Below are 14,056 nucleotides of genomic sequence, written 5' to 3' on the forward strand. Positions count from 1 at the left end.
CGACAACACTGCAATAAATTAAGGTCTACCTTACTTAGCGCGGGTTAACTATGTCCGGAAGTCGGATTTGATCCTTGTGTTCGGGTCCGGTTCATGTTCCATCGATGTTGGAGATTGTTGTGAGTCTTGTGTTCGGCGAGGTACTTCACAAGGAGTACGTGACCCCGGGAATGGTTCGTATCGTGTTCGGAGGGGAGGAACTGACCGCCTTCGAAACCACCGGTACCGGTGACGAATACCTGCGCCTCCACTTCCCGGTCCCGGCTACAGGCGAGTTCGTTCTACCGGCGGAAGATCCGGACGCACCGCGCGGTTGGCGGTACCCGGAGGGCGAGGAACCGTCCCCGTGCCAGCCGTACACCGTGCGACGGTTCGATGCCGAAACCAGCCGAATGACAATCGACTTCGTCGTTCACGAGGGCGGAATCGCCAGCGACTGGGCGCAGAAAGCCGAGATCGGTGACAAGTTGGCGATCGGCGAGTCTCGTGGCCTCTACGAGCCGCCGGCCGACGCACGCTGGCAGGTGTTCGTCGCCGACGCAACCGGACTCCCCGCACTCGGTCGTCTGATCGAACAGTTGCCGGCCGGCATGTCGGCCAAGGCGATCGTCGAGGTGGTGGACGAGTCGCACAAGCAGCAGATCACCTCGGACGCCGACGTCGAGTTCATCTGGCTGGTCGGCAGTGGCAACGGTGTTGCACCGTCGAAGCTGCCGGACGCGGTTCGCGCGATGAACCTGCCCACTGAACTCGGATACGTGTGGGTGGCAGGCGAGAGCACGATGCTCCGTGACATCCGCAAGTACCTTCGCCACGAACTCAAGTTGCCGGGTGAGCAGTACAAGGTCATCGGCTACTGGACCTACAAGGCAGAGGTCTGGAACGCGAAGTACGAGGCCCTCGACGAGAGTGTCCGCGCGGCACTCGATGCGGCCTGGGAATCGGACCGCGACGAGGAAGAGATTCGCGACGAGGTCGAGAAGACTCTAGAGAGCGCCGGCTTGTGACCGTTGGATTAGACAAGAGTGCCGTCGATCAGAGTGCGGCTGACGAGAGAGCCGTCGACAAACACACCGAAGAACTGATCGACGAGTCGCTGCAAGAGAAGCAGAAGCAACCGGACGGCCTGGTATCGACCAACTCTCGTCGTATGGCGGGTCTTCTGGTGTGCCTGGTGGTGCTCGCCGCCGTGCTCCTTCTGAGCATTGCGGTTGGATCGAAGACCATTCCGTTCGGCACGGTCATCGACGCGCTGGTGAACTACGACGACTCGAACGATCACGTGATCATCCGTGACCTGCGGCTGCCGCGTACTCTGCTCGGTCTGATAGTCGGCATGGCGCTCGGCGTGGCCGGTGGCCTCATCCAGGCGATGACACGAAATCCCTTGGCTGATCCCGGAATTCTCGGTGTCAATGCCGGAGCAGGCTTTGCGATGGTTGTCGCCGTCGCGGTCTTCGGCCTGACCAGCATCTGGTCGTACATCTGGTTCGCGTTCCTCGGAGCGGTGATAGCCACGGCGATCGTCTACACGCTGGGCTCGATCGGTCGAGGTGGTGCGACGCCCATTCGGCTGACACTGGCCGGTGTTGCCATCGGCTCCGTGCTCGGCGGCATCTCGTCCGGCATCACCTTGCTCAACCCGACCGCCTTCGACCAGATGCGCCAGTGGAATGCCGGCTCACTCAGCGGGCGTTCCTTGGAAATCGTTCTGGCTGTTGCACCCTTCATCCTCATCGGGCTCTTCCTGGCGCTCGCGTTGGCACGCCAGCTCAATGCCGTGGCTTTGGGTGACGATCTGGCACGTTCGCTCGGTGCCAATATCACTCGCACTCGTATTCTCGGCGTCATCGCGGTGACGTTGCTGTGTGGCGCGGCGACGGCTGCGGCCGGACCGATCGGATTCGTCGGTCTGATGGTTCCGCACGTCGCGAGATGGTTCGTCGGACCCGATCAGCGATGGATTCTTCCGTACACATTGGTGTGTTCGCCGATTCTTCTCCTCTTTTCCGACGTCGTCGGCCGAATCGTGCTGCGCCCGGGTGAACTTCAGGTCGGTATCGTCACGGCCTTCATCGGTGCTCCGGTGCTGATCATGCTGGTGCGTCGAAGCAAGGTGAGCGGTCTGTGAGCATCGATTTCGGGCGCCCCACCACGGTGGTGCGCTCACCCAAAGAAGGGTGGTCCGCGCGGATCGACGTCCGCACGGTCACGGTCTGTCTCATCCTCGTTGCGCTTGCACTGGCGATCGGCGTCATCGCCCTCGGTAGTGGTGACTACCAGGTGCCGATCGGGGACGTCCTCGGCGCACTGTTCGGCGAGGCTCCCGCGCGTATCCACATGGTCGTCGTGGAATGGCGTCTGCCCCGAGTTCTGTTGGCGCTGATGCTCGGTGCGGCACTCGGCATGAGCGGTGCGATCTTCCAATCGCTCACCAGGAACCCGTTGGGTAGCCCAGACATCATCGGCTTCAACTCCGGTGCGTACACGGGCGCTCTTGTGGTCATCCTCCTCATCGGTGGTACTTACTACGAGATCGCAGTCGGTGCTCTGGTGGGCGGAATCGCGACCGCAGCAGTGGTTTACCTCCTTGCGTACAAGCGTGGTGTGCAGGGATTTCGGTTGATCATCGTCGGTATCGCCATCAGCGCGATGTTGGGCTCGGTCAACACCTGGATGATTCTCAAGGCGAAACTTGACGACGCCATGGCCGCCGCAGTGTGGGGTGCCGGTTCGTTGAACGGTCTCGGCTGGACTCAGGTGTGGCCGGTGGTCGTCGTGCTGGCGATCCTCGTTCCGCTGATCCTGGTGTTGGGCAGGCGGATGCAGATGCTCGAGATGGGCGACGACGCCGCCAAGGCGCTCGGCGTCCGGGCCGAACCCACGCGGCTTTCCCTGGTTGTTCTCGGAGTCGCTCTGACGGCCATGGTGACAGCAGCGGCCGGACCGATCGGATTCGTCTCGCTGGCGGCTCCGCAATTGGTGAGGCGATTGACCGGTAGTGCCGGAGTGACCCTGCTGCCGTCGGCAGCAATGGGTGGCGCGTTGCTGATGGTCAGCGACTGGGTGGCGCAGCGAGCTTTTGCACCGACACAGTTGCCGGTCGGCGTCGTCACGGTCTCCATCGGTGGCATCTATTTTGTATGGCTTCTCGCGCGAGAGGCCCGTAAGCAGTGATCGGTGAAGGAACGAGGAACAGCGTGAACGAGGCAAGTGCGGCGGGCGTCGTGGCTGAGAAGACGAATCGGCTTCGCGCCGAGGACGTCACGATCGGTTATGACAAGCGCGTCATCTCGGAGCACCTCGACGTCGAGATCCCCGACGGTGGCTTCACCGTCATCGTCGGTCCCAACGCCTGCGGCAAGTCGACGCTTCTGCGTGCGTTGTCGCGGTTGCTCAAGCCGACTACCGGCAAAGTTCTCCTCGACGGCAAGGCGATCACGTCGTACCCGGCCAAGGAAGTCGCGAGGCGACTCGGGCTTCTGCCGCAGACGTCGATCGCGCCGGACGGCATCAAAGTCGCCGATCTGGTTGCGCGAGGACGTTATCCGCACCAGAAGCTGATCCGTCAGTGGTCCCGGGAGGATGAAGCCGCCGTCATCAAGGCGATGGAGGCAACCAAGGTCACGGATCTGTCGGCCAGGCCGGTCGACGAACTGTCCGGTGGTCAGCGCCAACGTGTCTGGGTCGCTATGGTTCTCGCGCAGCAGACTCCGTTGGTGCTGCTGGACGAGCCGACGACGTTCCTCGACATTGCGCATCAGATCGAGCTTCTGGAGTTGTGCCGCGATCTGAACGAGAACGACGGGCACACGCTGGTGGCTGTGCTTCACGATCTCAATCACGCGTGCCGCTACGGAACTCACATCATCGCGATGAAGGACGGCGCCGTGGTCGCCGAAGGCCCGCCCGCGGAGATCATCACCGAAGAACTGGTGCAGGAGGTGTTCGGCATGGCGTGCCGCATCATCGACGATCCGGTTTCCCACACACCACTTGTCATTCCGCTGGGACGCGAGCGTCAGCGAAACATCGAAGGAGCAAAGGTATGACACTCGTCCTGGATACGCAGGTCACCGATTCGGAGTGGGCTCAGATCGTCGACCGCATTTCACGGCGCCGATTCTTCGGTGGCGCAGCCGGTGTGGCTGCAGCACTGGCGCTGAGTGCGTGTGGAACTTCGGATGCCGAGTCGGACTCGGCCAGTGACACTCTCCCGTACACGTGGGGCGAGTTCAGCGGCGACGTTCCGCGCGATCCCAAGCGCGTTGTGGTGCTGGACGGCCGCGTCGACCTCGAATTCGCGATGATGATGGACTACCCGATCGTCGGTTCGGGGAACTTCTGGTTCCCCGATGCCAAGGCAGGATTCCAGTTTCCCGGCCGTACCATCGAGGACGCGAGCTTCGTCAACGTAGCCGGCGATTTCTCCACCAATTTCGAGGCTCTGCTCGCTCTCGAACCCGATCTGATCGTGATCACTGCGATCGGCTACACGAGTGACTGGTACGGCACCGAGCGCTTGTCTTCGATCGCGCCGCTGTTGGTCGTCGGCGACGACGTCGAACCGATCGCCGGACACCCGGTCGACTGGCGAGGTGCGCTGATGGCGCAGGCTAGCCAACTCGACCGTGTGGCAATCGCCGAGGCTTCCATCGCGGAGTACGACGACAAGCTCGCGAGACTGCGACCCATGTTGCAGGAGAAGCTGGGCGGAAAGAAGATCGTGTTCGGCGTTCAGACGCCGACCGGATTCCTTGTGCATCAGCGGAATCTGCGGATCAGTGTTGCGATCGATGCCGGCCTGGACGTGCTTTTCCGTGACGACGACAATGCAGAGAACTCGTTCGAGTTGTCGTTCGAGCAACTCGACACCTTGGCTCCGGCGGATGTGATCATCGCCCAAGCGCGCGATCAGGAAGCACTCGACGCGATCAAGACGCAGCCGACGTGGCAGCGGTTGCCTGCAGTTCAAGCGGGCAACGTGTTGACCAGCGACGCGCGATACAACCAAGGATTTGCGCTCACCGCGGCCATCTTCCTCGACGTTCTCGAGGAAGCGGCCGGGCGAATCACTGCTGGGCAGTAATTCAGGCGACGTTGCGGGCCTGGTCGAGTAGTTGTGCAACCTGCTCGAACCAGGCGCCGTAATTGGCGTAGGTGTTGGGACGCTTGTCGTCGAAGTCGATCACCTGGTTCGCGGTCACCGCGGGCAGCTTGACGAACACGGGTGATACTGCGAATGCTTCTGCCGACTTCGCGAACTGGAACACGATGTCCGCCGGGTAATCCGGGACCTGCTCCCAGCTGAGGTCGGCCCAGCCTTTGTCGCCTCCCGGTCCGGTGAACTTCACACCGAGTTCTTTCAGATAACCGAACTGGGCGAGCGCCGTTGTGCCTGCGTACAACTCGGAGCTGTCACCGTTCAGGGCGAGGACTTCGATGTCGTCGACCTTGGCCGCGGCAGTTCGGATTCGCTCTGCACCGGATTCGAATGCTTCCTTGCCCTCGCGTGCTGCGGCTGTGTCGGTGTTCCCGTCGAGAGCTTCGGCGAGTGAGGCGTATTCGCTCAACACGTTCGGTGTCGAGGCTCCGGAGAACTTGACGCCGACAAACGGTGCAACATTGTTGACGGTGTTGCCCATCGGCTCGTCCCACCAAGTCCATCGCGTCGGGTCGTCACTGTTGCCGTACCCGATGACGAGGTCGGGGTCCAGTGCCGCAAGTGCTTCCGCGCTGAGTTCGCCTTCACGGCCGACGACCGTCATGGTCGACTCGTCGGCATGATCGGTGACGTCGGGATTGCCGACGCCGTAACCGAAGATGCCGACCGGCCGAATACCGTAGTCCCACAGCGCCGCTGCGGAATACGCGTCGACGACGATCCGCTTCGGGGCGTGATCGAGGGTGATCGTGTTTCCGTATCCCGTTGTGTAACTCCAGGACTGGTCGGCAGATCTGGTCTCGGTAGAAGGTGATGCGTCGCTACTTCCGCAACCGGTGAGTAGGAGTGCGGCGACGGCGGGTAGTGCGGCGAATCCGGCGAACCGGCGGGTGAGTTTCATGAAAACCTTCCGAACATGGCGAACTAAGCTAGGTAAGCCTAACCTGATGTTCCGTTCGGGTGTTCTCCGGGTCAGGTGCCCTGCCACATCTGAAGCCATTCGCTCCAGGATGGGGGAGTGATCGACGGTTGAGGTGTTCCGTCACGAAGTCCGTCGAGCATGAAATCGAGATAACGCGTGTGTATTTCGGTGGCTCGATCGCCATCGATCGGCAGAGTCGGCCGCAGATGCACTGTCATGAGCATGACGTCTGCAGCAGTGAAGCCGGGCGGGACTTCGTGAGCGTCGATGCAGACGTCGACCATGGATTGCAGTGCGGCCTCCAATTCTTCGGCGGCACGAGTGACTTCGGCGTGTTCAGGCAACCTGCCGCCGAGGACCGGAATGAGCGGTCCCACCGATTCGGTGAGATATCGCGAGAAGAACGTCTTCAATACGGCTTCATCGGTTTTCGCGGTGCTCACGCACTCTCGGGCAAGGGTGGCGAGGTGATCGATCGCCCAGACGCGCAGGGATTGCGCCAGTTCCTCCTTGCCTCGGTATCGGCGATAGATGCTGCCGACGCCCACTCCGGCCCGTGCGGCAATCGCCGATACCGGTGCATTCCAACCCTGTTCGGCAAAAATCTCGCGCGCCGCTCGCAGCACGGTGACGTCGTTGTCTGCGGCTTCTCGGGCGCGTCCGGGGAGGCTCGCATTCTCTTTCGCCATTCCCACAGGCTAGCAATGCATGGTTTACTCAATCGGAACGGAGTGTTCCGTTCCGATTCGATTCATGATTGGAGGAAGGTGTCGATGACGACCTTGGCAGAGGCGCCCACTCGATCCGGGAGCCGGGTGATCGCAGCCCTGGCTGGAGCGGTACTCGTCTACTCGCTCATGCAGACGATGCTGGTACCGGCGTTGCCGGTGTTGGGTGAGCATTTCGACACGTCCGTGGCGGTGACCGGGTGGATTCTTACGTCCTATCTGTTGGCGGCCGCGGTGATGGCTCCGATCGTCGGGGCAATGGGTGACCGGTTCGGCGACAAGCGAGTTCTGGTGATCGTTCTGATCATCTTTGCCCTCGCCACATTCGCCGCCGCGGCAGCGCCGAACATCGGGGTGCTGCTCGTCGTTCGGGCCGTCCAGGGAGTGAGTATGGCGAGCTTCCCGCTCGCGATGGCAGTGCTGCGGAGAACGGTAGTGGGCTCCGAGTTGTCTTCGGGGATAGGTTGGCTCGCTGGGACTTTGGGAATCGGTGCCGGAAGTGCACTGGTGATCGGCGGTGTCATTCTCGAGTATCTCAGTTGGCAGTGGTTGTTCGTGATCACCGGGATCTTGATCGTGCTCGCATTGGTCGCGGTGGTGGCCGTGGTTCCGGGTTCGCATCGCCGGCCGGGTATGCCGACGGACTGGGCCGGTGCCGGAGCACTCGCGTTCGGGTTGGTGAGCCTGCTCCTGGCGATCACCAAAGCCTCCGACTGGGGAGTTCTGTCGCTCGGATTCTGGGGTCTGGTTGTGATCGCGTTAGTTTCGTTCGCGACACTGATTGCCGTCGATTCCCGCCACGACGCGCCGATTGTCGACATGCGAGTCTTTCGGGACAAACCGATGATGATCACCAGCGCACTCACTCTGGTGTTCGGATTCGTGCCGTACATCTTTTACCTCTGCCTGCCGCGGATCCTCCAGGCGCCGGACACGTCCACGTACGGAAGCGGATTCACTGTCGTGCAGACCGGGTTGGCGCTCTTGCCTGCCGCTGTACTCGTCTTTCTCGGCGGGCGTTTGACGCCGGCTCTCGCGCGGCGATACGGGCCGCGAGTACCGGCGGTGACAGCGCTGGCACTCATGGCGACGGGCGCGATCGGACTCGCAATCTGGCCGATTTCGGTGGTTGCGATCGTGCTGTTCTTCTCCCTCGTCGGGTTGGGGAACGGCGTGGGGTTCGCGGTCTGTGCTCTGTTGGTTGCTTCGATCGTGCCGCCATCGGAGATGGCAGCGGCCAGTGGTGTCAACAGCGTGATCAGGACCGTGGGATCGGCGGTGGGTGCGCCGGTAACCACAGCAGTCCTGGCGATCGGTATTTCCGGTGATTCGTTCGGGGCGGCGTTCGTGATGGGCGCAGTCATCAGTGTTGTCGCGTGTCTGCCGGCGTTTGCACTTCCGGTGACGAGGGCTGCACAAACGGCTTGAGTTATTGTAGGCTCCCCTAATCGAGACAGTGTGTAACTAAAACAGGGAGAGAAGGATGCGGCAGCAGTGGGGCGCACTGGACGAGTTCGCAGCACTCAACGCGCTCACGCTCGGGGTCAAGCCCGATACGGTCTTTGCCACCCTGCAATCACAGGCGGCAAAGGAGATCTTGCAGAGCGAGGGCGTAGAGGTCATCGACAAACCGACGTTCTTCGAGTCACCCGACGTCGAACAGATCGCAGCAGTCGATCCTGACAGAATCCTGCTCAGTGACGTCGGGTCGCTGACGTCGATCACGGCTCAGGCCAACGAGATTGCCCCGACGATGGTGCTCGCCTATGCGGCGCCGTGGCGCGAAGTTCTGAATACCGCGGCGACTGCACTGGGTCGAGAGTCCGAAGCTCGCGAAATCGTGTCGAGGCTCGAGACCAAATTTGCCGAAGTATCCGGAACGGTCGAGGCGCAACCGCAGGCGTTGTCCGTGCTGGTGGGATTCTCCGGCGGCATCTACACCGTCATCCCACAGTCGCCGATGTCCTCGATCATCGAGGAAGCCGGTTTCAGGCGTCCACAAGCCGAACTCGACGCGAAGATCGGACCGAACACAGGTGTTGCCACGTCTTCGGTGTCGGGCGAGGAGGTCGGGCAGCACGCGGCGGACGCGATGGTCGTGACCTCGGGAAACATCTACGACGGCGCACTGGTACACGCAAATCCGTTGTTCAACGGGATCCCTGCGGTGCAGGCCGGGCGCACGGCAGACGTCAGCGGCGAACTCTGGTTCGGCAGTTATCCCTTCGCGGTCTACTGGATCCTCGAAGACCTCGAGGCACTTGCCGATCGCACACTCACCGGCGCGGAGCTCCAAGGACGCATCGCATCCGACGCCGACGCAGTTACCCGATGGAAGGCGTTCTCGAAATGACGACGACACAGGCCACGAAAGCAGACATTTCATCTGAAGAGGCCGACGTATCACAAGGAGCGGCGGCCGAAGCCTCGCAAGCCAAAGCTGAAGCGGCGGAGCACAAGAGCGCGCTTCGCGAACTCCTTGCTCCAGTGCGCACGCGGACCACCATCGCGATGGTGATGCAGGTGATCGCCGCGGTCGCCGCCATCGTGCCGTACGTGGCCATCGCCGAACTGGGTAAGACGCTGATCGTGGGCGGTGACGTCGACTCGTCCCGTGTCTGGACGATCGTGTGGGTGGTCGTCTTCGGTCTGGGTATGCGTGCGTTCTTCGGAGGCGGTGCGTTGATCGTGACGCACTTCGCCGATGTGAATCTGCAGGCGGTGCTGCGGCGTCGAATCGCAGCGACTCTCGGTCGACTTCCCCTGGGCTGGTTCACCTCCCACTCGTCCGGAACCGTGCGCAAAGCCGCGCAGAACGACATCTCCGATCTCCATTACCTGGTTGCGCACAGCGCCGTCGAGACCACCGGAGCCATCGCAGTGCCGCTCGTCGGACTCGGCTACGTGATCTCGATCGACTGGCGTCTGGGATTGGTCGCGATTGCCACGCTCCCGATCTACATGATCGCCTACGCGATGATGACCAAGGACATGGCCGTCAAGATGAGCCGGATGAATGAGGGCATCGCGGCCATCAGCAACACCATCGTCGAGTTCGTCACCGGTATCGCAGTGGTCAAGACCTTCGGTCAGGACAAGCAGTCACACTCCCGGTACCGCGACGCCGCCAAGGCATTTGCAGTCTCGTACGAGGGCTGGGTTCGCCCGATGCTCCGGACCGAGGCGCTGGCCTCGATTGCATTGAGCGCACCGGTAGTGCTGGTGGTCAACCTTGGCCTCGGCTCGTGGTTCGTCCACTCCGGATGGGTGTCACCCATCGATGTGCTGACGAGTTCTCTTGTTGCAATGGTGATTCCGGTGTCGGTGACGACCATCGGTTTCGGTATGCAGGCTCGCCGAGAGGCAGCCGCCGCTGCGGCGCGACTGATTGCGCTGTTCTCGACCGAGGCGCTGCCGGAAACCGATCATCCGAAAAGGCCCGCGGGGAATGAAGTTCGATTCTCCGGAGTTTCTTTCGCCTACGACGACGGCGCCGACGTTCTGACCGACATCGATCTGACGCTGCCGGAGGGCACGGTGACGGCGTTGGTCGGACCTTCGGGTTCGGGTAAGTCGACGCTGGCAACGCTGGTTCCGAGGTTCCACGACGTGCGTGCCGGATCCGTGGCCATCGGTGGTGTCGACGTCAGGGACGTGGCGACCGACGAGCTGTACCGCCACGTCGGATTCGTTCTGCAGGACGTGCAGCTGGTCGAAGCGACCGTGCTCGACAACATTCGGCTTGCCCGACCGCAGGCGACTTCGGCCGAGGTGAAGGCCGCTGCCGCAGCCGCGCAGATCGACACCCGAATCGAAGCGCTCCCGAGAGGCTACGACTCCGTGGTCGGGGTCGACGCCAGATTCTCGGGTGGTGAAGCCCAAAGAGTCTCCATAGCGCGTGCGATTCTCGCGGACACTCCTGTTCTCGTGCTCGACGAAGCAACCGCTTTCGCCGATCCGGAGTCCGAAGCCGATATCCAGGAGGCGTTGTCGCGCTTGACGGTCGGCCGCACCGTGCTGGTGATCGCGCACCGGTTGGCATCGATCGTGAGTGCCGATCAGATCGTGGTCCTCGACGCCGGACGGATCGTGGAGAAGGGCACGCACGATCAGCTTGTGGCGAGTGGTTCAACCTATGCCCGGATGTGGGCGAGTCACAGTCGGGCCGACTCGATTGAACACAGTCGGGCCGACAGCATCGCTGGTACGTCTGACGCAGCAGGAAAGGCCAACTCATGATTCGCGACCTCTTCCGGATACTCGGCCCGCAGAATCAGGGCCGCTATCGCGAGTTCCTGGTGTGGGCAGTGTTGTACGGCGTGATGCAAGGTTTGGCAGTGGCGCTACTGGTCCCGGCGGTGCAGGCACTGTTCGATCAGGACTGGGGCAGTTTCCTTCGGTGGCTCGCCGCTATGGCCGTGTGCGCTGGGATCAGTTCGATTGCGCATTACCTGCAGGCGATGAAGGGATTCGAGTCGGCCCTCACGCTGCTGAGGACTATGCATCTGCGCCTGGGAGATCATCTCGTCACTCTGCCGCTCGGCTGGTTCGGTGCCGGCCGACTCGGCCAGGTATCGCAGGTTGCCAGCAAGGGCACCATCTCGGTGATGGGGGCGGCTGCGCACCTCATGACACCGATCATCTCCGGAATCGCCAGCCCGGCAACCATTGTCGTGTGCATGCTGTTCTTCGACTGGCGGCTCGGGTTGGCGCTGGTGGTCAGCGTTCCGATTCTGTTCGCGGCAGCCAGATTTGCCTCGACGATGACTGCCAAGGCCGACGATCGGGCACATGCCGCAGCCGTCGAATCGAACAATCGAGTGCTCGAATACGCTCGTTGCCAACCGGTCCTGCGTGCTTTCGGACGCACACACGGGGTGTACGAACCGCTCGACGACGCGATCGAAGCGCAACACACTGCGGGTCGTTCACAACTGTGGTTCGTGGTGATCGGGTCCGTGGTCAACGGGATCGCCCTGCAATTCGTCTTCTCTGCCGTGATCATCCTGGGTGCATTCCTCGCGCTCGGCGGCGACATCGACCCTGTCACGTTGATCGCGCTACTCGGCCTGACCGCACGGTTCATCCAACCGCTGGGTGAGATCGGCGAGTTCGGCGGTGCAATCAGAATGGCACGCAACGAAATCCGTCGGATGTCCGAGATCCTCGAAGTGGAACCACTGGTAGAACCCGATACCAGCGGGCAGCCGACGGGGGAGACGGCCGTGCAGTTCGACGCCGTCGACTTCGGCTACGCGGACGGTGGGCAGGTGCTGCGGGACATCTCCTTCGAGGTGCCGCGGAAGTCGCTGACGGCGTTGGTCGGTCCGTCAGGGTCTGGCAAGACCACCGTCACTCGGCTGATCTCGCGCTTCTACGACGTCGACTCGGGGGTGGTACGTGTCGGCGGCGTCGATGTGCGGGACCTCACGAGTGCCGATCTGATGTCGCAACTGTCCTTGGTTTTCCAGGACGTGTACCTCTTCGACGACACGTTGATCGCGAACATCCGCCTCGGGCGCCCCGAAGCCACGGACGAGGAGGTCTTCGACGTGGCTCGGATCGCAGGCGTCGCGGAAATCGTCGAGCGACTTCCGCGGGGTTGGGACACCCGCGTCGGTGAGGGTGGGACGGCACTGTCCGGTGGAGAGCGGCAGCGGGTCTCCATCGCGCGCGCACTCCTCAAACGCGCACCTATCGTTCTGCTCGACGAGGCGACGGCCGCGCTCGATCCCGAGAACGAGGCCCATGTACAGCGTGCGATGCAGGAACTCGCCAGTGAAAGCACACTGCTCGTGATCGCGCACAAGCTGTCGACCGTCGTGGCCGCAGACCAGATCATCGTGCTCGGTGACGACGGCTCGATCGTCGAAGCGGGAACCCACGAAGTTCTGCTCGAAGCCGGTGGGAATTACGCCGCGTTCTGGAACCAGCGCCACCGTGCGTCGGGATGGCGATTGGTAGCGGGCTGAGCAGGTGGCAGGCTGAGCAGAATGCAAACCGGAAAGAAGACGGGGCGGCCGCCGACGTTGTCGACAGTGGACATCGTCGAGGCCGCCCTGGCTGGTGATCTGAGTGAATTGACCATGCCGAGTGTGGCAAAACGTCTGGGCGTCAGTCATTCTGCACTTTATCGCTACTTCGCGGACCGTGAAGCGCTGCTGCGGGCTTGCGCGGATCACGTTGTGCGTCAGACTGTATGGCCGGACACGGATCGTCCGTGGCGTGAGTTTCTGAAGGATTTGTGCGACGTTCTGTGGTCCTCGTTCGAGCGCTATCCAGGTCTAGCCCAGGTCGGTCTCGCAGTTCCGGGCACGCCACCGGCGATAATCGAGATCGTGGAGAAACTGGTCGGTTCGTTGACTGCGCAGGGTTTCACACCACATGACGCGGTCCTGGCGGTGGACTTCATCTCCGAGGTGACCATGACGCAGTTCGCAATGATGGCGGCGATGGACAAGACCGTGAGCTCTGCGGATTCGCGTTCTGCGCGCCAGGCGTATCAGGAGAGTTGGAATGCGTCGGAGTCGTTGGTCGAGGGGATCGGCGACGAATCGACGTGGCACGGGCGAGGTTGGTTGGACGAGAAGATCACGATCATGCTCGACGGCCTGGAAAAGCGTGTTATCGGCTGACATTTCTACTAGCTTTGAGAGTAATGCCCGTTTCGGCGTGATACAGGCTAATGTGCACACATAGGACGGGTGGTTGCTGCACCGGGAGGCGGGGATCATGGATCTCGAAGCGATTGTTCTCATCCAAAGACTCAAGTACCGATACGCACGCGCCTTGGACACCAAATCGTGGGTCGAATTTGCCGACACTCTGACCGTCGACGCCACCGCGATCTACGGAGAACAACTCAGTTTCGATTCCCGAGATTCGTTCGTCTCCTTCCTCGAGAACACCCTCGGATCACACGTCATCACTGAACATCAGTGCGGGCAACCCGAGATCGACGTCGATGGAGACACCGCAACCGGGATCTGGTGCCTCGCGGACACTGTGGTGATCCCCGAAGACGGCATGCTTCTTCGCGGATCGGCCTTCTATCACGACAGATACACCCGCTGCAGCGACGGTGAATGGCGAATCTCCCACACGAGCTACGAGCGGACCTGGGAATCGGTGGTGGCGCTCGCCGACATGCCGAGTTTCCGATTGACGTCCAACAAGTGGGCACTGCTGCAGCAACCCTCGTTCGGCGACTCGGTAGTGCGCAACGTCTCCTGAGGCCGTCCG

Annotated in this window: 13 protein-coding genes; 11 read left to right on the forward strand and 2 right to left on the reverse strand. The window is 62.0% G+C overall.

Features of this window, described 5'->3' with window-relative positions; genetic code table 11:
* Positions 1-119 precede the first annotated feature (119 nt).
* The 5 genes from QMA15_RS18180 to QMA15_RS18200 are packed head-to-tail and all read left to right on the forward strand — an operon-like array spanning position 120 to position 5,089.
* Positions 120-1,007 (forward strand): siderophore-interacting protein, encoded by an 888-nt coding sequence (locus QMA15_RS18180; protein ID WP_020970316.1) that lies wholly within the window; start codon positions 120-122, stop codon positions 1,005-1,007.
* Positions 1,004-2,131: a Fe(3+)-siderophore ABC transporter permease gene (locus QMA15_RS18185; protein WP_020970315.1), complete on the forward strand. Its 1,128-nt coding sequence runs from the start codon at positions 1,004-1,006 to the stop codon at positions 2,129-2,131. The genes QMA15_RS18180 and QMA15_RS18185 overlap by 4 nt, the downstream gene beginning before the upstream one ends.
* Entirely contained in the window at positions 2,128-3,177 is a 1,050-nt protein-coding gene (gene fepG, locus QMA15_RS18190) for an iron-enterobactin ABC transporter permease (protein WP_019744683.1), read from the forward strand. The genes QMA15_RS18185 and fepG overlap by 4 nt, the downstream gene beginning before the upstream one ends.
* Before the next feature lie 23 nt (positions 3,178-3,200).
* On the forward strand, positions 3,201-4,052 hold the full coding sequence (locus tag QMA15_RS18195) for an ABC transporter ATP-binding protein (RefSeq protein ID WP_044479581.1): 852 nt from the start codon (positions 3,201-3,203) through the stop codon (positions 4,050-4,052).
* The gene (locus tag QMA15_RS18200; RefSeq protein WP_046378965.1) at positions 4,049-5,089 is read left to right on the forward strand and encodes an ABC transporter substrate-binding protein; all 1,041 of its coding nucleotides are present in this window, start codon (positions 4,049-4,051) and stop codon (positions 5,087-5,089) included. The genes QMA15_RS18195 and QMA15_RS18200 overlap by 4 nt, the downstream gene beginning before the upstream one ends.
* Before the next feature lies 1 nt (position 5,090).
* On the opposite strand, the gene QMA15_RS18205 is transcribed toward QMA15_RS18200, so the two are convergent.
* Both QMA15_RS18205 and QMA15_RS18210 read right to left on the reverse strand, forming a co-directional pair.
* Positions 5,091-6,065, reverse strand: coding sequence for an ABC transporter substrate-binding protein (locus QMA15_RS18205; RefSeq protein ID WP_021332711.1), 975 nt, complete (start codon positions 6,063-6,065; stop codon positions 5,091-5,093).
* A 71-nt stretch (positions 6,066-6,136) separates the two neighbouring features.
* Complete coding sequence (locus tag QMA15_RS18210; RefSeq protein WP_021332712.1) at positions 6,137-6,775, reverse strand: TetR/AcrR family transcriptional regulator; 639 nt, start codon at positions 6,773-6,775, stop codon at positions 6,137-6,139.
* An 84-nt stretch (positions 6,776-6,859) separates the two neighbouring features.
* Here QMA15_RS18210 and QMA15_RS18215 point away from each other — a divergent pair, with 84 nt between their 5' ends.
* The 6 genes from QMA15_RS18215 (at position 6,860) to QMA15_RS18240 (ending at position 14,047) form a co-directional block, all read left to right on the forward strand.
* Positions 6,860-8,242 carry an MFS transporter gene (locus QMA15_RS18215; protein ID WP_031331007.1) on the forward strand — a complete coding sequence of 461 codons (1,383 nt, stop codon included), beginning with the start codon at positions 6,860-6,862 and terminating at the stop codon, positions 8,240-8,242.
* A gap of 55 nt (positions 8,243-8,297) precedes the next feature.
* Entirely contained in the window at positions 8,298-9,167 is an 870-nt protein-coding gene (locus QMA15_RS18220; RefSeq protein WP_279163668.1) for an ABC transporter substrate-binding protein, read from the forward strand.
* Complete coding sequence (locus QMA15_RS18225) at positions 9,164-11,053, forward strand: ABC transporter ATP-binding protein (protein WP_252858527.1); 1,890 nt, start codon at positions 9,164-9,166, stop codon at positions 11,051-11,053. The genes QMA15_RS18220 and QMA15_RS18225 overlap by 4 nt, the downstream gene beginning before the upstream one ends.
* The gene (locus QMA15_RS18230) at positions 11,050-12,786 is read left to right on the forward strand and encodes an ABC transporter ATP-binding protein (protein WP_021332716.1); all 1,737 of its coding nucleotides are present in this window, start codon (positions 11,050-11,052) and stop codon (positions 12,784-12,786) included. Before QMA15_RS18225 ends, QMA15_RS18230 begins: the two co-directional genes overlap by 4 nt.
* Before the next feature lie 21 nt (positions 12,787-12,807).
* Positions 12,808-13,449: a TetR/AcrR family transcriptional regulator gene (locus QMA15_RS18235; RefSeq protein WP_020908585.1), complete on the forward strand. Its 642-nt coding sequence runs from the start codon at positions 12,808-12,810 to the stop codon at positions 13,447-13,449.
* Between the two features lie 97 nt (positions 13,450-13,546).
* On the forward strand, positions 13,547-14,047 hold the full coding sequence (locus QMA15_RS18240) for a nuclear transport factor 2 family protein (protein ID WP_020970307.1): 501 nt from the start codon (positions 13,547-13,549) through the stop codon (positions 14,045-14,047).
* Positions 14,048-14,056 lie beyond the last annotated feature (9 nt).

The sequence above is a fragment of the Rhodococcus sp. APC 3903 genome (assembly GCF_030407755.1).
GTDB classification, from domain to species: domain Bacteria; phylum Actinomycetota; class Actinomycetes; order Mycobacteriales; family Mycobacteriaceae; genus Rhodococcus_F; species Rhodococcus_F erythropolis.